15 protein-coding genes are annotated in these 20,782 nt (G+C 34.1%); 13 read left to right on the top strand and 2 right to left on the bottom strand.

What is annotated here, in order from left to right:
- The first annotated feature begins 2 nt into the window (after positions 1–2).
- From ilvB to argH, 13 genes are all read left to right on the top strand, one after another.
- Positions 3–1,739, top strand: a complete 1,737-nt coding sequence (ilvB, locus tag ACFWU4_RS04900; protein WP_411125444.1) for a biosynthetic-type acetolactate synthase large subunit — start codon at positions 3–5, stop codon at positions 1,737–1,739.
- Positions 1,740–1,741: 2 nt separating this feature from the next.
- Positions 1,742–2,272, top strand: a complete 531-nt coding sequence (ilvN, locus tag ACFWU4_RS04895) for an acetolactate synthase small subunit (protein WP_411125442.1) — start codon at positions 1,742–1,744, stop codon at positions 2,270–2,272.
- A gap of 11 nt (positions 2,273–2,283) precedes the next feature.
- Positions 2,284–3,786, top strand: a complete 1,503-nt coding sequence (gene ilvC / locus ACFWU4_RS04890) for a ketol-acid reductoisomerase (RefSeq protein WP_411125440.1) — start codon at positions 2,284–2,286, stop codon at positions 3,784–3,786.
- Positions 3,787–3,854: 68 nt separating this feature from the next.
- The gene (gene ilvA, locus ACFWU4_RS04885) at positions 3,855–5,123 is read left to right on the top strand and encodes a threonine ammonia-lyase IlvA (protein WP_411125438.1); all 1,269 of its coding nucleotides are present in this window, start codon (positions 3,855–3,857) and stop codon (positions 5,121–5,123) included.
- A gap of 413 nt (positions 5,124–5,536) precedes the next feature.
- Positions 5,537–6,160 (top strand): GNAT family N-acetyltransferase, encoded by a 624-nt coding sequence (locus ACFWU4_RS04880; RefSeq protein WP_411125436.1) that lies wholly within the window; start codon positions 5,537–5,539, stop codon positions 6,158–6,160.
- The gene (locus tag ACFWU4_RS04875; RefSeq protein WP_411125434.1) at positions 6,157–7,341 is read left to right on the top strand and encodes an argininosuccinate synthase; all 1,185 of its coding nucleotides are present in this window, start codon (positions 6,157–6,159) and stop codon (positions 7,339–7,341) included. Before ACFWU4_RS04880 ends, ACFWU4_RS04875 begins: the two co-directional genes overlap by 4 nt.
- A complete protein-coding gene (gene argC, locus ACFWU4_RS04870) occupies positions 7,338–8,315 on the top strand; it encodes an N-acetyl-gamma-glutamyl-phosphate reductase (RefSeq protein ID WP_411125432.1) in 978 nt (325 codons plus the stop codon). Before ACFWU4_RS04875 ends, argC begins: the two co-directional genes overlap by 4 nt.
- Positions 8,316–8,407: 92 nt before the next feature.
- A complete protein-coding gene (proC, locus tag ACFWU4_RS04865; protein ID WP_411125431.1) occupies positions 8,408–9,208 on the top strand; it encodes a pyrroline-5-carboxylate reductase in 801 nt (266 codons plus the stop codon).
- Positions 9,205–10,338, top strand: coding sequence for an aspartate aminotransferase family protein (locus tag ACFWU4_RS04860; protein WP_411125429.1), 1,134 nt, complete (start codon positions 9,205–9,207; stop codon positions 10,336–10,338). The genes proC and ACFWU4_RS04860 overlap by 4 nt, the downstream gene beginning before the upstream one ends.
- Positions 10,335–11,270 carry an acetylornithine carbamoyltransferase gene (locus tag ACFWU4_RS04855; RefSeq protein ID WP_411125427.1) on the top strand — a complete coding sequence of 312 codons (936 nt, stop codon included), beginning with the start codon at positions 10,335–10,337 and terminating at the stop codon, positions 11,268–11,270. The genes ACFWU4_RS04860 and ACFWU4_RS04855 overlap by 4 nt, the downstream gene beginning before the upstream one ends.
- Before the next feature lies 1 nt (position 11,271).
- On the top strand, positions 11,272–12,048 hold the full coding sequence (gene argB / locus ACFWU4_RS04850; protein ID WP_411125425.1) for an acetylglutamate kinase: 777 nt from the start codon (positions 11,272–11,274) through the stop codon (positions 12,046–12,048).
- Positions 12,045–13,106: a M20 family metallo-hydrolase gene (locus ACFWU4_RS04845; RefSeq protein ID WP_411125423.1), complete on the top strand. Its 1,062-nt coding sequence runs from the start codon at positions 12,045–12,047 to the stop codon at positions 13,104–13,106. The genes argB and ACFWU4_RS04845 overlap by 4 nt, the downstream gene beginning before the upstream one ends.
- Positions 13,103–14,377 carry an argininosuccinate lyase gene (argH, locus tag ACFWU4_RS04840; protein WP_411125422.1) on the top strand — a complete coding sequence of 425 codons (1,275 nt, stop codon included), beginning with the start codon at positions 13,103–13,105 and terminating at the stop codon, positions 14,375–14,377. The genes ACFWU4_RS04845 and argH overlap by 4 nt, the downstream gene beginning before the upstream one ends.
- A gap of 105 nt (positions 14,378–14,482) precedes the next feature.
- Here argH and ACFWU4_RS04835 read toward each other — a convergent pair whose 3' ends face one another.
- Together ACFWU4_RS04835 and gltB are read right to left on the bottom strand one after the other, a co-directional pair.
- Positions 14,483–15,949 carry a glutamate synthase subunit beta gene (locus ACFWU4_RS04835; protein WP_411125420.1) on the bottom strand — a complete coding sequence of 489 codons (1,467 nt, stop codon included), beginning with the start codon at positions 15,947–15,949 and terminating at the stop codon, positions 14,483–14,485.
- A gap of 3 nt (positions 15,950–15,952) precedes the next feature.
- Complete coding sequence (gltB, locus tag ACFWU4_RS04830; protein WP_411125418.1) at positions 15,953–20,452, bottom strand: glutamate synthase large subunit; 4,500 nt, start codon at positions 20,450–20,452, stop codon at positions 15,953–15,955.
- Between the last annotated feature and the right edge of the window lie 330 nt (positions 20,453–20,782).

Raw genomic sequence — 20,782 nt, 5'->3', positions numbered from 1 at the left:
TTATGAAAGAAACTCAAACAATAGAAAATAAGAGTAAAACTTCAGAAACTACAGAACGTATTTCTGGCAGTGAAGCAGTTATAAAATGTCTTTTAGCTGAAGGCGTAGAAGTACTCTATGGTTATCCAGGAGGTGCAATTATGCCTGTTTATGATGAATTATATAAATACCAAGATAAAATTCATCATGTCTTATCGCGTCATGAACAAGGTGCAGCTCATGCTGCCCAAGGTTATGCTCGTATTTCTGGTAAAGTTGGTGTTGCTATCGCAACTTCAGGACCAGGAGCTACCAATTTAATTACTGGTATTGCTGATGCCCAAATAGATTCAACACCTTTAGTCTGTATTACTGGACAAGTAGGCTCTCATTTATTAGGTAGTGACGCCTTTCAAGAAACTGATATAGTAGGTATTTCAACTCCGGTTACAAAATGGAATCATCAAATCACTAAAGCTTCAGAAATTCCTGAAGTTTTCGCAAAAGCATTTTACATCGCCAAAAGTGGAAGACCAGGACCTGTCTTAATAGATATTACTAAAGATGCACAGTTTGAAGAGTTTGATTTTAAATACGAAAAGTGTAAAGGTGTAAGAAGTTACAAACCTGTTCCAAGCACAGAAGAAAGTTCATTAAAAGCTGCTGCTGAACTTATTAATAATGCAAAAAAACCATTAATAGTTTGGGGACAAGGTGTTATTTTAGGCAAAGCCGAGGAAGAATTTAAAGCTGTTATCGAAAAAGCAGGAATCCCTTCTGCATGGACGATTCTAGGTGCTTCTGCAATTCCTACATCGCACCCTTTAAACGTTGGAATGGTTGGTATGCATGGTAATTATGCGCCAAACGTATTAACTAATGAATGTGATGTTTTAATCGCCATCGGAATGCGTTTTGATGATCGTGTTACAGGGAATTTAGCAACCTATGCAAAACAAGCCAAAATTATTCATTTTGAAATTGATGCAGCTGAAGTTGATAAAAATGTAAAAACTGATGTCGCTGTTCTTGGTGATTCTAAAGCAAGTTTAAAAGATTTATTACCACTATTGAATGCAAATTCGCATAACGATTGGCATCAAAAATTTAAAGATCTATACAAAATAGAATACGATAAAGTCATTAAAAATGATTTACATCCAACAAAGGAAGGTTTAACTATGGGAGAAGTATTGAAAGAAATCAATATTCAAACCAAAGGAGAAGCTGCTATTGTTAGTGATGTTGGTCAGCATCAGATGATTGCATGTCGTTATGCAGAATTTAATAAAACGAAAAGTAATATTACATCAGGTGGCTTAGGAACCATGGGATTTGCTTTACCAGCAGCAATCGGAGCAAAAATGGCTGCACCAGATCGCGAAGTTGTTATGATTGCTGGAGATGGAGGTTACCAAATGAATATTCAGGAATTGGGAACTATTTTTCAGCAAAAAGTACCTGTTAAAATTGTGGTATTGAACAATGAATTTCTTGGGATGGTACGCCAATGGCAGCAATTATTTTTTGATAAGCGTTATGCGTCAACAGAAATGGTAAACCCAGATTTTGTAGCTATAGCTAAGGGTTATCATATTGATGCTAAAAAGGTATCGAAAAGAGAAGATTTAAAAGCTGCCGTAAAAGAAATGATCGATTGTGATGGTCCATATTTTTTAGAAGTAAGAGTTGAAAAGGAGGACAATGTCTTCCCAATGATTCCTACAGGTGCAAGTGTTTCAGATATAAGATTAGAGTAATTATGGAAAACGAAAAGAAACAATATACCGTTTCAATATATACGGAAAACAATATAGGCTTACTGAATAGAATTTCGGCAATATTTCAAAGAAGACACATGAATGTTGAGAGCCTAAACACTTCACCTTCTGAAATTGCAGGTGTATCAAGGTTTACCCTTGTAGTTAATATTACCGAGTCTCAAATGAAAAAAGTTATCGGACAGATTGAGAAGCAAGTCGAAGTGATTAAAGCTTACTATCATACTGAAGACGAAATCATATATCAGGAATCGTGTCTCTTCAAAATCAAATCAGAATTATTATTTGATGAACGTCAAATTCAGAATATAATCAAAGAAAGTAATGCTAGAATTGTAACCGTAAACAAAGTCTTTTTTGCTATCGAAAAATCTGGTAGAAAAGAAGAAATAGATCTACTATATAGAGAGTTAAACGCTTTTGGAATTATGCAGTTCACGCGTTCTGGACGTGTTGCAGTTACTAAGGAAGAAATGAGAATATCAACAATGCTAGAAGCATTTCAACATTAAAAATTAAAACAATGTCAAATTATTTTAACACTTTACCATTAAGAGAACAATTAGAGCAACTAGGAAAATGTCGCTTTATGGATGCTTCAGAATTTGAAGATGGTGTAAACGCATTAAAAGGAAAGAAAATTGTAATAGTTGGTTGTGGCGCACAAGGTCTTAACCAAGGTTTAAACATGAGAGATTCTGGCTTAGATATTTCTTATACATTGCGTCAAGTTGCTATTGATCAGCAACGTGATTCATATAAAAACGCTACGTCGAACGGATTTACAGTTGGCACGTACGAAGAATTAATTCCTACAGCAGATTTGGTTTTAAATTTAACTCCAGATAAGCAACATACTAATGTTGTAAAAGCGGTTATGCCTTTAATGAAAAAAGGAGCAACTTTAAGTTACTCACATGGTTTTAACATTGTTGAAGAAGGCACTAAAATTCGCGAGGATTTAACTGTAATTATGGTGGCGCCAAAATGTCCAGGAACTGAAGTTAGAGAGGAATATAAACGTGGATTTGGTGTACCAACATTAACTGCAGTTCACCCAGAAAATGATCCAGAAGGAAAAGGTTGGGCACAAGCCAAAGCATATGCCGCTGCAACAGGAGGACACAGAGCAGGTGTTTTAGAGTCTTCTTTTATTGCTGAAGTAAAATCAGATTTAATGGGAGAACAAACCATCCTTTGTGGCTTGTTACAAACAGGAGCTATTCTATCGTTTGATAAAATGGTTGAAGAAGGTATTGAGCCTGGTTATGCTGCTAAATTAATTCAGTTTGGTTGGGAAACGATTACCGAAGCTTTAAAACATGGTGGAATAACAAACATGATGGATCGTTTATCCAATCCTGCTAAAATAAAAGCTTACGAATTATCTGAAGAATTAAAAGCTATTATGCGTCCATTATTTGAAAAGCACATGGACGATATCATATCTGGCCATTTCTCAAAAACAATGATGGAAGATTGGGCAAATGATGATGTTAATTTATTAAAGTGGAGAGAAGCTACTGGTGAAACAGCCTTTGAAAAGACGGCATTAACGTCAGATCATATTTCTGAACAAGAATACTTTGATAATGGCGTACTCTTAGTAGCCTTTGTAAAATCTGGAGTAGAATTAGCATTCGAATCTATGATTAGTGCTGGTATTATTGAAGATTCTGCTTACTACGAATCTTTACACGAATTACCACTAATAGCTAATACAATTGCAAGAAAGAAATTATTCGAAATGAACAGAGTGATTTCTGATACAGCTGAATATGGTTGCTATTTGTTTGACCATGCTTGCAAAGCATTATTAACTGATTTTATGAAAACAGTTGATACTAGTATAATCGGAAAGCCATTTTCAAGTTCAAACGGAGTTGATAATATAGAATTAATAGCGATTAATGATGCCATCAGAAATCATCCAATCGAAGCTGTTGGTCAACGTTTGCGTGCGGCAATGACAGCAATGAAAGTGATAAAATCTGATGTTAAAACTGTTGATTCAGTTTTAGCGTAAACTTGTCATTCCTGCAAAGGCAGGAATCCACAAAATAAAAGAGATTCCCGTTTTTACGGGAACTAAAGATGGAAGAAACAAAAACCACATATAGACCAACACTAAAAGCAATTGAAGCTGCTGCAGAAAAATTAAAAGACATTGCATCTGTCACTCCTTTGATTAAAAATGCACGCTACTCCAAACAATTTGGGGCGAATATCTATTTTAAAAGGGAAGACTTACAAGAAGTCCGTTCTTATAAGATTAGAGGAGCTTATAACAAAATTTCTTCTTTAAATGGATCTCAAATTGAAAATGGAATTGTGTGTGCGAGTGCTGGAAACCATGCACAAGGTGTGGCTATTTCATGTAAACTTTTAAAAATAAAAGGCACCATTTTTATGCCTTCTCCAACGCCTGGTCAAAAGATTGAACAAGTTAAAATGTTTGGCGAAGATTATATAGATGTTGTATTAGTTGGTGATACTTTTGATGATGCCTATCATGCCGCTAAACAACAAAGCGAAGACATGAACAAAACTTTTGTCCACCCTTTTAATGATCAAAAAGTTATTGAAGGTCAGGCAACGGTTGGCTTAGAAATAATAGATCAAGCTGAAACCCATCCCATAGATTATGTGTTTGTTCCAGTTGGTGGTGGTGGACTTGCAGCAGGTTTATCTTCTGTCTTTAAACTCTTATCACCTCAAACAAAAATTATTAGCGTAGAACCAAAAGGTGCCGCAGCGATGTTAACTTCGATACGCGCGAATAAGAATACTACATTAAAAACCATTGATAGCTTCGTTGATGGTGCTGCAGTAAAGCGTGTTGGTGATTTAAATTTTGCCATATGCAAAGAGACTTTACATCGTGTTGTTGAAGTGGATGAAGGAAAGATTTGCCAAACAATTTTAGATCTATATAATAAAGACGCCATTGTCGCAGAACCAGCAGGGGTTTTAAGTCTCTCAGCATTAGAGCAATTTAAAGATGAGATTAAAGGTAAAAATGTAGTCTGTGTAATTAGTGGCAGTAATAATGATATTACACGTACTGCTGAAATTAAAGAGCGTGCCCTTCTCTATGCAAATCTCAAGCATTATTTTATTATAAAGTTTCCGCAACGCGCAGGAGCTTTAAGAGATTTTGTCGTTGACATTTTAGGTCCTACAGATGATATCACTCATTTTGAATATACAAAAAAAGCAAATCGTGAGAATGACGTCGCCGTAGTTGGTTTAGAATTAAAGTCACCTGACGACTTAGAGCCATTGATAACTAAAATGAAGCTTCATAATTTCTATGGAGATTATTTAAACGATAAACCTGATTTGTTTCAGTTTTTAGTTTAAATTAAGTTTATCAACTAAAACGGCTTAAAGATGAGATATTTACAATATGAAAAGTCTTTTTTTTAGAAATCCATAAATATTGTAGAAAACAAGAAATTATCTCTTGTCGTTTATATTTTAATATGTAAATTAGCATTATGAATACACAATTATATAGAGCTCCCAGACATTTACGCCGCCGCTAATACTTCATTTTAGCAACAAACTCTATTTCATTTTTTTATTTTTATTGTGTACAAATCAAATTTCAAATATCGTTTTCAGTTTTTAATTATCTCATTAGATAATAACTATGTAGCACGCCGCTTTTTTCCACGTCGCCCTTAGGGTGTATTTCTATGTATTGAACTTAGGTGAGTCCTGTTCAGCTTTCAAAAAACAAAAACACATTATTAAATTAAAACTCAATTACAATGAAAATTGTTATTGCTGATAAATCACATACAGTTTATGCAGACATCATCTGTAAAACTATCGAAGAAGCTGCTCAAGTCAGAGGAACTGGTATCGCAAAACGACAACCAGAATACATCATTACCAAAATGGAAAACGGCAATGCAGTAATTGCCTTAGATGGAGATGAATTTGCTGGCTTTTGTTATATCGAATCTTGGGGACACGGAAAATTTGTTGCTAATTCAGGACTAATTGTTCATCCTAATTTTAGAAATCAAGGCTTAGCAAAAAAAATCAAGAAAGTAATTTTTGGACACTCTAGAACAAAGTTTCCAGATTCAAAAGTCTTTAGTATTACAACAGGATTAGCTGTTATGAAAATGAATAGTGATCTAGGTTATAAGCCTGTGACGTTTTCAGAGTTAACAGATGATCAATCCTTTTGGAAAGGTTGCCAAACCTGTAAAAACTTTGATGTTTTAACCAGAACCGAACAAAAAATGTGTCTATGTACTGGTATGCTCTACGATCCTAATAAAAAGGAAGAGCAGAAACTAGAAGAGAAAAATATTGATAAAAAAGTATGGACACGATTGAAAAACATTAAGCAATCGATGTTTCTAAAAAAAGAAAAAAAATGAGCAAATTAGTAATTGCATATAGTGGTGGATTAGACACATCGTATTGCGCAGTAAGTTTAAGTAAAGAAGGTTATGATGTACATGCCGTAAGTGTTAATACTGGTGGTTTTACATCAGAAGAAATCAAAACTATAGAAAGTAACGCTTACAAAATGGGTGTTTCAACATATAAGAATATTGATGCTATTGCATCCTATTATGATAAAGTGATTAAGTATTTAATCTTCGGAAATGTGCTTAAAAACAACACCTATCCTTTGTCTGTAAGCGCAGAACGAATTATTCAGGCCATTGAAATTATTCAATATGCAAAAAGTATTGATGCTAAGTATATTGCTCACGGAAGTACTGGAGCAGGAAATGACCAAGTAAGGTTCGATATGATTTTTCAAACCTTAGCTCCAGAAATCGAAATCATCACACCTATTAGAGATGGCAAATTAACAAGACAACAAGAGATTGATTACCTCATTGAAAATGGGATTGACATGTCTTGGAACAAAGCAAAGTATTCTGTTAACAAAGGACTTTGGGGAACTAGTGTTGGTGGAGAAGAAACGTTGACATCAGAACAACCACTACCTGAATCTGCATATCCTTCACAATTAAAAAAAGACGGTGAAGAACAAGTAACCTTAACTTTTAAGCAAGGTGAATTAGTTGCTTTAAATGGAAAAGCAGATTCAGCTGACAAAAACATAGAAATATTAAATGATATAGCTTCGGCTTATGCAATTGGCAGAGATATTCATGTTGGTGATACTATTGTTGGCATTAAAGGACGTGTTGGCTTTGAAGCTGCTGCTGCTTTAATTATTATAAAAGCGCATCATTTATTAGAGAAACACACTTTAACTAAATGGCAATTACAACACAAAGATTATTTGTCAAATTTCTACGGCATGCATTTGCATGAAGGTCAGTATTTAGATCCTGTGATGCGAGATATGGAAGCCTTTTTACAAAACAGTCAAGACAAAGTTTCTGGTGATGTTATCGTTACATTGAAGCCATATCATTTCAGTTTAGATGGTATCTCATCTCAGCATGATTTAATGAATGCTAAATTTGGAAGTTATGGTGAAGAAAATAAAGGTTGGACAGCGGATGAAGCGAAAGGCTTCATTAAAATAATAGGTAATCAAAACAAAATCTATCAACAAGTAAATTCAGAATTATGATTAAGGCAGGAATTATAGGAGGTGCTGGATATACGGCAGGTGAATTGATTAGATTGTTATTAAATCATAAGCAAACAAGTATAGATTTTGTATTTAGTACATCAAATGCAGGAAATAAACTATACAAGGTACATCAAGATATAGTTGGCTCTACAGAAATGAATTTTACAAGTGAAGTCAACACTGATGTTGATGTGTTATTCCTTTGTTTAGGTCATGGTAATTCAACAACCTTTTTAGAGCAGCATACATTTTCTGAAAACACAAAAATCATTGATTTAAGTAATGATTTTAGGCTGGAAGCTGATAAAATTTTCGCTGGAAAAGATTTTATTTACGGCTTACCAGAATTACAAAAAGAAGTAATAAAAAAGGCTAATTATATCGCAAATCCAGGTTGTTTTGCAACAGCAATTCAGTTAGCACTATTACCTTTAGCAGATTCAAATTCTTTTAAAGAAGATATTCATATAAATGCAGTTACAGGAGCAACTGGTGCAGGAACATCATTATCTAAAACGACACATTTTACATGGAGAGATAATAACTTTTCGCATTACAAGGCATTTACACATCAGCATTTAGGTGAGATCAATCAAACCTTAAATCAATTACAAGACGATTTTGATTCTGAGGTCCATTTTATGCCGAATCGTGGTAATTTTTCTAGAGGAATTTTTGTAACTGCTTACACCTCTTTTAATGGCACATTAGAAGATGCTAAATCACTTTATAAGAGTTATTACAAAAATGCAGAATTTACGTTTGTTTCAGATGAAGCAGTTCATATGAAACAAGTGGTAAATACCAACAAGTGCATCATAGGTGTTGAAAAACACGGAAATAAAATATTAATTACAAGTGTAATTGATAATCTATTAAAAGGTGCTTCAGGACAAGCAATCCAAAACATGAATTTAGCTTTTGGTTTTGAAGAAACTGAAGGATTAAAATTGAAAGCAAATTATTTCTAATTGTTGTCATTCCTGCACAGGCAGGAATCCACAATGAAGAACTAATAAAAAATAGATTCCTGCCCTCGCAGGAATGACAAAAAAACGACAATATGAAAATCGCAATCATAGGAACAGGAAACTTAGGTAAGTCAATCGCAAAAGGATTGATAACCAACAATGCAATAACAACCTTATATCTTACCAAACGAAACTTGGATGACATTAAAGAATTTGAAGGCTACAAAAATGTCGTATTAACAACTGATAATATTGAGGCCACAAAGCAATCTGATATCTTAATCTTTGCTGTACAACCAGCACATTTTGAGCAAATATTAAACGACGTGAAGCCATATTTGACAGAAAATCATGTAATGATTTCGACTATAACAGGATATCTAATTCCAAAAATTGAATCTCAAATTGGAAAAGATCAGTTTATTATAAGAGCTATGCCAAATACAGCTATTGCAGTTGGAAAATCAATGACCTGCTTATGTAGTAATGAAAAAGGCGAAAAACGTATTCCAATTGCAGAAGCAATTTTCAACAGATTAGGGCACACTTTAGCAATACCAGAAGCCCAAATGCAAGCTGCAACAGTAGTTTGTGCTAGTGGAATTGCGTTTTGGATGCGATTGATTCGTGCCACAACCCAAGCTGCAATTCAATTAGGATTCGATGCTAAAGAAGCACAAGAATTAGCGATGTACACAAGTGAAGGTGCTGCTAATTTATTAATCACAAATAAAAATCATCCTGAAGAAGAAATTGACAGAGTAACCACACCTATGGGCTGTACAATTACTGGTTTAAATCATATGGAACATAAAGGATTAAGCTCGTCATTGATACAAGGCATGGTAGCTTCATTTAATAAAATCAACACCATAAAAAAAGAACAGATATGAGTTTATTTAATGTATATCCTTTATACGATGTTACACCAGTAAGCGCAAAAGATATCTACGTTTACGATAATAAAGGTGCAGAATATCTCGATCTTTATGGAGGACATGCTGTAATTTCTATTGGGCACTCACATCCAAAATATGTTTCAGCTATATCTAACCAAGTTAAAAAATTAGGCTTTTATAGTAATGCGATTCAAAACCCATTACAAGTTGAATTAGCGGATAAAATAGAAGAACTTTCTGGTTGTAAAGACTATCAATTGTTTTTATGCAATTCTGGTGCAGAAGCCAATGAAAATGCTTTGAAACTAGCTTCGTTTCATAATGGTAAACACAAAATATTAGCGTTTAAAAATTCGTTTCATGGCAGAACTTCAGCAGCTGTGGCCGCAACGGACAACCCAAAAGTTGTTTCACCATTAAACGCACAACAAGAGGTTGACTTTGTAGAACTAGGTGATTTAAAATCTGTAGAAGCAATTCTAAAAGTAAATCAAACTTGTGCTGTCATTATAGAATGTATTCAAGGAGTTGGTGGGCTTGATCAAAGCACAACTGAATTCTATCAAGGATTAGAAGCACTTTGTGAAAAATACAACACAGCATTGATTGCAGACGAAGTGCAATCTGGTTTTGGCAGAACAGGGGATTTTTTCGCCTTTCAAAAACACAACATTACACCAGATATTATCTCAATTGCTAAAGGTATGGGTAACGGGTTTCCTGTTGGTGGAATTTTAATTCATCCATCGATTAAAGCCTCTTTTGGTTTATTGGGCACAACGTTTGGTGGTAACCATTTGGCTTGTGCTGCAACTCGTGCTGTATTAGAAGTTATAGAACAAGACAACTTAATGCAAAATGCTTCAGAGATATACGAGTACTTTATTGAAAAAGCAAAAGCATTGCCAAAGTTAAAGACCATTAAGGGAAGAGGATTAATGCTAGGTTTAGAGTTTGATTTTTCGATTTCTGAATTACGAAAGACACTTATTTACAAGCATTATATTTTTACAGGAGGTGCTAAAAATCCTAATGTCCTCAGAATTCTTCCGCCATTAACGATCCAAAAAAAGCATGTTGATGTCTTCATTGAAGCATTGAAAAATGAATTGAAATTAATATGAAAAACTATACTACAATAAAGGATATATCGAACCTTTCTGAAACAATAAAGGAAGCCATTTTACTAAAAATGAATCCTTTTGAATTTCAAGATTTAGGTAAAAATAAAACCTTGGTTATGCTATTTTTTAATTCGAGTTTACGTACACGATTAAGTACAGAAAAAGCGGCAAAAAATTTAGGCATGGATGTTATGATCCTAAATATAAATGACGCTTGGAATTTAGAATTTGAAGATGGAACGGTTATGAATGTCAACACATCTGAACATATCAAGGAAGCGGCTCAAGTCATTTCACAATATGCAGATATTATTGCTGTTAGAGCATTTCCAACATTAGAAGATAAGGCTAAAGACGAATCAGAATATGTACTCAATAACTTTCAAAAATATGCATCGGTACCAATCATCAACATGGAAAGTGCTACAGCACATCCATTACAAGCGATGGCAGATGCCATAACCATTTCAGAATTAACAGAAAAAAAGACACCGAAAGTAGTATTGTCTTGGGCACCACATCCAAAAGCGTTACCACAGGCAGTTGCGAATTCATTTGTAGAAATGATGCAAGATTTAGATGTAGATTTAACGATTACACATCCTAAAGGCTATGAATTGAATCCTGAAATAACTAGAAACTCTACTATTAATTATGATCAGGAAGACGCATTAAAAGATGCTGACTTTGTGTATGTTAAAAATTGGAGCAATTATAATGATTATGGAAAGATACTTAGTCAAGATGAAAATTGGATGATGACCAAAGCTAAATTAGGTAAAGCTAAATTTATGCATTGTTTACCTGTAAGACGAAATGTTGTTGTAGAAGATGCAGTTTTAGATAGCGGACAATCTGTCGTCATAGAACAAGCTAACAACAGAACTTTTGCAGCACAAGTAGTATTGAAACAATTATTAGAAAACATCTAATATGAAAACACTAAAAATCATAAAAATAGGAGGTAATATAATTGATGACAGTGAAGCATTAGAACTATTTCTGAGTCAATTTGCAAAGCTTAAAGGCCCAAAAATATTGGTACATGGTGGCGGAAAGTTGGCAACACAATTGGCTAAAAAAATGAATGTTCCTGTAAAAATGAATGAAGGCAGACGTATAACAGATAACGAAACTTTAGACATTATTACAATGGTATATGCTGGTAAAATCAATAAAAATATAGTTGCTCAATTACAAGCAAATGATTGTAACGCTATCGGATTTTCTGGCGCAGACGGAAACTCAATTATATCTGTGAAACGTCCAGCTCAACCTATAGATTACGGTTTTGTTGGCGATGTAAAACAAGTTAACACAAAAACACTAGAAGTCCTTTTAAACAATACTGTTACACCTGTTTTCTGTGCCATTACGCATAATGAAAGTGGTCAATTACTAAACACCAACGCAGATACAATAGCCTCAGAATTAGCGATTGGATTTGCTTCAATTTATAATACAGAACTTTACTATTGTTTTGAAAAAAATGGTGTTTTAAATGATGTAGAAAATGATGATTCTGTTATTGAAACCATCAATACAGAAACCTACGAAACACTAAAAGATAACAGCATCATATTCGAAGGCATGTTGCCAAAATTAGATAACTGTTTCCATGCTATACATCATAATGTACAAAAAGTTTGTATTGGAAAATCCGATATGCTTTTCAATTCAAATAACAAACATACAATCATTACAAAATGATAGAACAACTGACAACAGAAGCTATTGATTTATTAAAGCAGCTTATAGAAACGCAGTCATTTTCTTCAGAAGAAGACAACACTGCTTTGTTAATTGAAGATTGGTTTACTACACATCAAATTCCATTCAAACGGAATAAAAATAACATTTGGGCAACCAATAAACACTTCGATGAGAAGAAACCTACGCTCTTATTAAACTCACATCACGATACTGTAAAACCAAATAATGGGTATACGAAAGACCCATTAAAAGCTATTGTAGAAGATGGTAAATTATATGGCTTAGGCAGTAATGATGCAGGTGGTTGTTTAGTGTCTTTAATCGCAACATTCACCCATTTCTACAAAAAGAAAAGCTTGAAGTACAATTTGGTCATAGTGGCTTCTGCTGAAGAAGAAAGCAGTGGGCCAAATGGCTTGAATAGTATGTTATCTATCATACCAAATGTAGATGTTGCAATTGTTGGAGAACCGACATTAATGAATCTGGCAATTGCTGAAAAAGGTTTGGTCGTTTTTGATGCCAAAGTGAAAGGAACAGCCAGTCATGCGGCACATCCAAATAAAGACAATGCTATTTATAATACTATTGATGTCTTAAAATGGTTTCAAGACTATAAGTTTGAAAAGAAATCACCGGTCCTCGGAGATGTAAAAATGACTGTGACTCAAATTAATGCTGGCACGCAACACAATGCTGTTCCATCTGAAGTTGATTTGGTTGTTGATGTTCGTGTGAATGATAAATACACAAACCAAGAAATCGCAAATATATTAAATCAAAAATCACCTTGTACACGTATAGCCCCAAGAAGCTTAAGGTTAAATTCATCTTCTATTCCTATTCATCACGATTTGGTAAAAGCTGGTATTGCCTTAGGAAGAGAAACTTATGGTTCGCCTACATTATCAGATCAGTCGGTTTTGAGTTGTCCTTCTTTAAAATTAGGGCCTGGAGATAGCACACGATCGCATACAGCAGATGAGTTTATTTATTTGACTGAAATTGAAGAAGGAATTGGTATCTACATTAACTTATTAAATAAAGTATTATGAAACTTTGGGACAAAGGATTTTCAATAGATAAAAAAATAGAACAATTTACGGTTGGAAACGATAGAGAGATTGATATGCATATTGCTAAATATGATGTTCAAGCCTCATTAGCACATGCAATAATGTTAGAGTCTATTGGAATTATAACTTCTAATGAATTACAACAACTTAAATCAGGATTAAACGACTTATCTAAATCTATAGAAGAAGGCACTTTTATTATAGAAGAATCATTTGAAGATGTACACTCTAAAATTGAGCATGAGTTGACCAAAACATTAGGCGAAGTTGGAAAAAAAATTCATACAGCACGTTCTAGAAACGACCAAGTATTAGTAGCACTTCAATTATATTACAAGGAGAATCTAGAAATCATTAATGACAAAACAAAAACGTTTTTCAATACGCTTTTAAATTTAGCCGAAACTCACAAAAATCAATTATTACCTGGTTACACACATTTACAAGTTGCCATGCCCTCTTCTTTTGGTTTATGGTTTTCTGCTTATGCTGAATTGTTAATTGATGATATATATGTATTAAATGCAGTTTCTAAAATTGCAGATCAAAACCCCTTAGGTTCCGCAGCTGGCTATGGAAGTTCTTTTCCTATCGATAGAAATATTACTACCAAAGAATTAGGCTTTTCCACTTTAAAATATAACGTAGTTGCCGCACAATTAAGTAGAGGAAAAAGTGAACGCGCAATTGCGAGTGCATTAGGCGGATTATGTAATACTATGGGTCGTTTCGCCATGGATATTTGCTTATACATGAGTCAGAATTTTGGATTTATCACATTTCCAGATGCATTGACTACAGGTAGTAGTATTATGCCGCACAAAAAGAATCCTGATGTATTTGAACTCATTAGAGGAAAGTGTAATAAAATACAAGCTTTGCATACCGAGATGTTATTAATAACTAATAATTTACCAAGTGGTTATCATAGAGACTTTCAATTACTAAAAGAGAATATCATTAATGCGTTTGAAGATGTCAAAGACATTTTAGATGTTTTTAATTATGCCATTCAACAAATCATTGTTAAAGATGTAGACCTTAATGATGATAAGTATAAATACTTGTTTACAGTGGATAGCATTAATAATTTAGTAATAGATGGTATGTCATTTAGAGAGGCTTATCAAAAGATTGGAAATCAAGTACAAAATGATACATACCAACCAGATTTAGGAAAAGAACATTCTCATATTGGTAGTATTCATAATTTGTGTTTAAAGGATATTGAAGCTAAGTATCCGAAATAAAAAAAGCACCTAAAAATAGGTGCTTTTTAGAACGCTACTATTTAATTAATTAATAGCCCTAACTCTATAAAATAATATTGTAGCTTGTTCTAGATACAAATATAACTATACTCTTGGTAAATCACTATCATCTTTTAAAGGTAAATTAGATTCACCCATTAAATAGGTGTCAACATGATGTGCTGCTTGCCTACCTTCAGATATTGCCCAGACTATTAAAGACTGTCCTCTGCGCATATCACCTGCTGCAAAAATTCCAGGAATATTTGTTGCATAATCTTTCACGGAAGCATCAATATTTGTTCTAAAATCCATTTTTAAATCAAACTGTTCCGCTAAAGTCATTTCTGCACCAGTAAACCCTAATGCTAATAAAGCTAACTCACATTCCCATTCTTTCTCTGTATTTGGTACTTCTATTAACTGTGGACGTTCGCCATTTTTAAAAATCCATTCGACCTCAACTGTTTTAAGACCTTTTAGCTTCCCATTTTCATCTCCTAAAAACTCCTTGGTAGAAATACTAAAAAAACGTTCTACACCTTCCTTATGAGATGAAGTAGTTTTTAGTTTCATAGGCCAATAAGGCCAAGGTTGGTGTGCTGGTCTTCCTTCAGATGGTTTACTTAAAATCTCAAAATTAGTAACTGATTTTGCACCATGTCTGTTAGACGTTCCTATACAATCACTACCAGTATCACCACCTCCAATAACAATGACATTTTTATCAGTTGCAGAAATGATATCTTTAAATTCTGCAATGCCATCTACATATTCGTTATTCAACTTTAAAAAATCCATAGCCTGAGTTACACCTTTTAAGTCTGATCCAGGAATAGGAATACTTCGTCTTACAGTTGCACCACCACATAATACAATGGCATCAAAATCATTTTTTAATTGTATTGCATCTATATTTTTTCCAACGTGAGCGTTTGTTTTAAAGGTTATGCCTTCTTCTTCTAAAACTTTAACACGCCTGTCGATCACATTTTTTTCCATTTTAAAATCAGGAATACCATAGCGTAGTAAGCCCCCAACCTTTTCATCACGTTCAAAAACCGTAACGGTATGGCCCGCATGGTTTAATTGTTGTGCCGCAGCCAAACCTGCTGGTCCTGACCCAATAACCGCCACTTTTTTATCAGTTCTTACTTTTGGAGGGTTTGCAACTATCCAACCTTCATTAAAAGCTGTTTCAACAATATTTTTTTCAATATTCTCAATTGTTACTGGATCTTCGTTAATACCTAACACACAAGCTTCCTCGCATGGCGCAGGACACAAACGACCTGTAAATTCTGGAAAATTATTAGTCTTATGCAAAATTTCAGCAGCTTCTTTCCATTTACCTTTATAAACTTTATCATTAAAATCTGGAATAAAATTACCAAGCGGACAGCCACTATGACAAAAAGGTATACCACAATCCATACATCGTGCACCTTGATCTTTTAGTTTTTCTTCCTTTAACGGAATAGTAAATTCTTTGTAATTTTCAATACGCTTTTCTGGTGCGATATAGCTCTCATCTTGACGCTTATACTCTAAAAATCCTGTTGTCTTTCCCATAATCTACGCTAATTCTAATTGTTCTTGTTCTAATCGCACTAAGGCTTGTCTATATTCTTCTGGCAATACTTTCTTAAACTTAGGGAGATAAGTTTTCCAGTTGTCTAGAATACGTCTCGCTAATGGGCTTTCTGTAGCTTCAAAATGATTTTGAATCAACTGCTCTAATTGCATTTGATCTTCCACCTCCGTTATTGGATCAATATTTAAATCTTCAGCATTACAGTTACGCTTAAAAGTATCCTTTTCGTCTAAAACGTAAGCTATACCTCCACTCATACCTGCACCAAAATTTCGACCAACTTCTCCAAGAATAACTGCAACACCTCCCGTCATATACTCACAACCATGATCTCCAATACCTTCTACCACAGCTTTAGCGCCAGAATTCCTTACACAAAAACGCTCTCCAGCTTTTCCATTAATATAAACTTCTCCTGAAGTTGCTCCGTATAAGGTAACATTTCCTGTTATAATATTATCTTCAGGTACGATAGTGCATTCTTCTGGTACCTTAATAATTAATTTTCCGCCAGATAATCCTTTTCCAAGATAGTCATTAGTGTTACCATGTACTGTAAAAGATAATCCCTTAGTTGCGAAGGCACCAAAACTTTGGCCCGCAGAACCTAGAAAATCTATATTTATGGTATCATCTGGTAAACCGTCTGCGCCATAAATCTTTGAGATTTCATTACTAATTATAGCTCCTACTGCTCTATCTATATTTGTTATTGGCAGCTCTAAATGTGTTTTTTGCCTTCTAAATAATGCTTGATGCGCTTGTTTTACAATTTTAAAATCTAAGTGCACATTTAAATTGTGATCTTGGCAATAAGTGTTATATAGTTTTACATCATCTTCGACTTCTACTTTATGCAGAATTGGTGTTAAATCAATACCAGAAGACTTATAATGATCTATAGCTTTATTCCTATTTAGTTTTTGAGACTGACCAACCATTTCGTTGATGGTTCTAAAGCCAAGTTTCGCCATTATCTCACGTAACTCTTGAGCTACAAAATACATGTAGTTCACCACATGTTCTGGTTTCCCTTTAAACTTTTTACGCAACTCAGGATTCTGCGTTGCAATACCAACAGGACACGTATTTAAATGACAAACACGCATCATAATACAACCGGAAGCCACCAAAGGTGCAGTAGCAAAACCAAACTCTTCAGCACCTAAAAGACATGCAATAGCAACATCACGACCTGTTTTTAATTGACCATCGCACTCTAAAACAATACGATTTCGTAAATCATTCATTACAAGAGTTTGCTGTGCTTCGGCAATACCGAGTTCCCAAGGTAAACCTGCGTGTTTTTGAGAGGTTAGTGGTGTTGCTCCGGTTCCTCCATCAAAACCAGCTACTAAAATTACATCTGCTTTTGCTTTTGCAACTCCTGCAGCAACGGTTCCTACACCAATCTCCGAGACTAATTTTACATTGATTCGTGCTGATCTATTCGCTGATTTAACATCATAAATTAGTTGTGATAAATCTTCAATAGAATAAATATCATGATGCGGAGGTGGTGAAATTAAACCAACATAAGGTGTAGAATTTCTAGTTTTTGCAATCTCTTTATTCACTTTTGGACCTGGCAACTGCCCTCCTTCTCCTGGTTTTGCACCTTGTGCTATTTTTATTTGAATTTCGCTTGCACTTGTTAGGTAGTTAGAGGTGACACCAAAACGACCAGAAGCCACTTGTTTTATAGCTGAATTTTTCCAATCACCTTGAGAACTTTTATAAAAACGTTCTTGATCTTCTCCTCCTTCACCTGAATTAGATTTCCCACCAATTCTATTCATTGCTACCGCTAAATTCTCATGAGCTTCTTTACTTATAGATCCATAAGACATAGCTCCCGTTTTAAAACGTTTTACAATTTCTGTCCATGACTCTACTTCTTCAAGCGGAATTGGGTCAAATTGATCAAATTCAAATAAACCTCTTATAGTCATTAAGCGTGCGGATTGATCATTAACCAACTTTGAATATTCTTTGAATGTTGATGCCTTATTGGTACGAACAGATTCTTGAAGTTTAGCTACCGTTAATGGGTTAAACATATGCTTTTCTTGGCCACGTCTCCATCTATATTCTCCACCAATTTCTATATCTGCGTTAGTTTCATTGGCTTGAAACGCGCGCTTATGACGTTTGACAATTTCCTGTTCAATCTCTCTTAAACCAATACCTTGTATGCGAGTTGGTGTATTTGGGAAGTATTTTTCTACCGTTTTTGTGTTAATTCCGATACACTCAAAAAGTTGTGATCCTCGATAAGAATTTAATGTTGATATCCCAATTTTATTCATCACTTTTAAGATGCCTTTACCAACAGCCTTATTATAATTTTTAATAGCCGCTAGGTATTCTAAATCTGTAACATCCGATTCGTTTATTTGCTTTTGAACAATCTCATTTACTATATAAGGATTAACAGCGCTTGCACCAAAACCGAATAATAAAGCAAAATGATGTACCTCTCTAGGCTCAGCAGACTCTATGATTAAGCTAATTTTTGAGCGCTTTTCTAATTTATGAAGCGCATGGTTTAGATAAGAACAAGCAAGTAATGCTGGAATTGGAGCATGATTCTTATCCACATAACGGTCTGAGAGTATAATGATATTTGCACCTTCATCAATTGCTTTAGAGGCTTTAGTTACTAAATTATCTAATGCGACCTCTAATTCGTTTAATCCACGATTCACTTCATATAACATTGAAATAGATTCGACTTTAAAATCTGGATTAGAATCATAATCTCTAATCTTATCTAAATCATGTTTTGAAATTACAGGATTTTGAATTTTTAGTTTTTTACAATGATCTGCATTAATCTCAAAAATATTAACGTCACTACCTAAAGTTAAACTTATATCTGTTATTAACTCTTCACGAATACCATCTAAGGGCGGATTAGTAACTTGCGCAAATAGCTGTTTAAAATAATTATATATCAATTGAGGACGCTCAGACAAAATAGCAATTGGAGTATCACTTCCCATTGAGCCAATAGGTTCTTTACCTAATTGAGCCATCGGACGAATTATAGTATTTAAATCTTCTTGTGTGTATCCAAAAACAATTTCACGTTTTTTTAAGTCTATTTCATCATAGGCGATGTGGCCTTTTTTAGCTTCAATATCTTTAAGGTGAATTAAATTTTCATTTAACCATTCTCGATAAGGATGCCTAGAAGCTATTTCTTCTTTTATCTCCTCATCATTGACAATTCGACCTTCGTTCATATCTACTAAAAACATCTTACCCGGTTCTAATCGCCCATGGTACTCAACATTTTCTGGCTTAATATCTACCACGCCAGTCTCCGAAGACATGATTACGTTACCCAATTTGGTAACGGTGTAACGCGAAGGGCGTAATCCGTTTCTATCTAGTACAGCTCCGATATAATTTCCGTCTGTAAATGGTATAGAAGCTGGTCCATCCCATGGCTCCATGAGGCAGGAGTTGTATTCATAAAAAGCCTTTTTAGCATCAGACATATCTGGGTTTTTTTCCCAAGCTTCTGGCACAAGCATCATCATGGCTTCTGGCAAAGAGCGACCCGTCATTAATAATAATTCTACAACCATATCTAAAGTTGCAGAATCTGATTTCCCTTTTAATATCGTTGGAATTATCTTTTTAATATCCTCACCAAACAATGGGCTTTCCATAATTTCTTCGCGTGAAAACATTCTAGATACATTACCTCTAACCGTATTAATTTCCCCATTATGGCATATATACCTAAACGGCTGCGCTAAGTCCCACGTAGGAAATGTATTTGTTGAAAAACGCTGGTGTACAAGTGCCAATCGTGTATCTAAAGCAGAATTAAATAAATCGAGATAATACTCATTTATATGTTCTGGCATTAATAATCCTTTAAAAATTATAATTTTTGTGGAAAGACTAGGTAGATAGAAGAATTTCGATTCAGATAATTTAGAACCATATATAGTATGCTCTGCAATTTTTCTGGCAGCAAATAATTTTAAATTGAAATCTCTGTCGGTTTGTTTGTTATGAGATTTTCCTATAAAGATTTGCTTTACAAAGGGCTCAGTAACTTTAGCCACTTTACCTAAAACATTACTGTTAACAGGTACGTCTCTCCAGCCAATTAACTTAAGGTCCTGTTTTTCAATTTCTTTCTCAAAAACATCGATACAAAACTGACGTTGATTTTCCTTTTTTGGAAGAAAAACATTACTAACTGCGTAGTCGCCAGCTTCTGGTAAATCAAACTCGCAAAAAATCTTAAAAAACTTATGAGGGATATCTATTAATATACCAGCACCATCACCAGTTACACCATCAGAACTCACAGCACCTCGATGCTCTAGTTTAACTAGTATTTCAAGTGCTTTATGGATTATATCATTTGAGCGTTTACCTGTTAAACTACATATAAATCCTGCACCACAATTATCGTGTTCAAATTCTGGTAAATAAAGGCCTTGTTTCTTCAGCATAATTCAATAAATTTTGAGGGTTTTTTAAGCCACATTGAACCTCTAATATAGCGTCAAGAATTCGATTATAAAAAAAGCAAAAACACTTTTCGCAAATCGATAATAATGGGCATATTAATTGAGAGAATGATAATATTTTAGCTATTTACTGCCAATAACTCAAAAAAGATTTTTTCAGAAATAAAAGTTAATTATTGCGAAAACGATTTCGGAATATAAAATAACTTAAGAATACTTCATCAAAATGATTTAATTAATGCTAATACTGTAATTAACAAATTATCAATTTCATAAAAAATCAACAAAAAATACACTTACCCTAAAAATTAT

Origin of the sequence: Winogradskyella sp. PE311, from assembly GCF_046545555.1 — a bacterium.
Lineage (GTDB): Bacteria > Bacteroidota > Bacteroidia > Flavobacteriales > Flavobacteriaceae > Winogradskyella.
The sequence above is the reverse complement of the archived record's forward strand: the minus strand, read 5'-3'. Positions and strand labels throughout refer to the sequence as shown.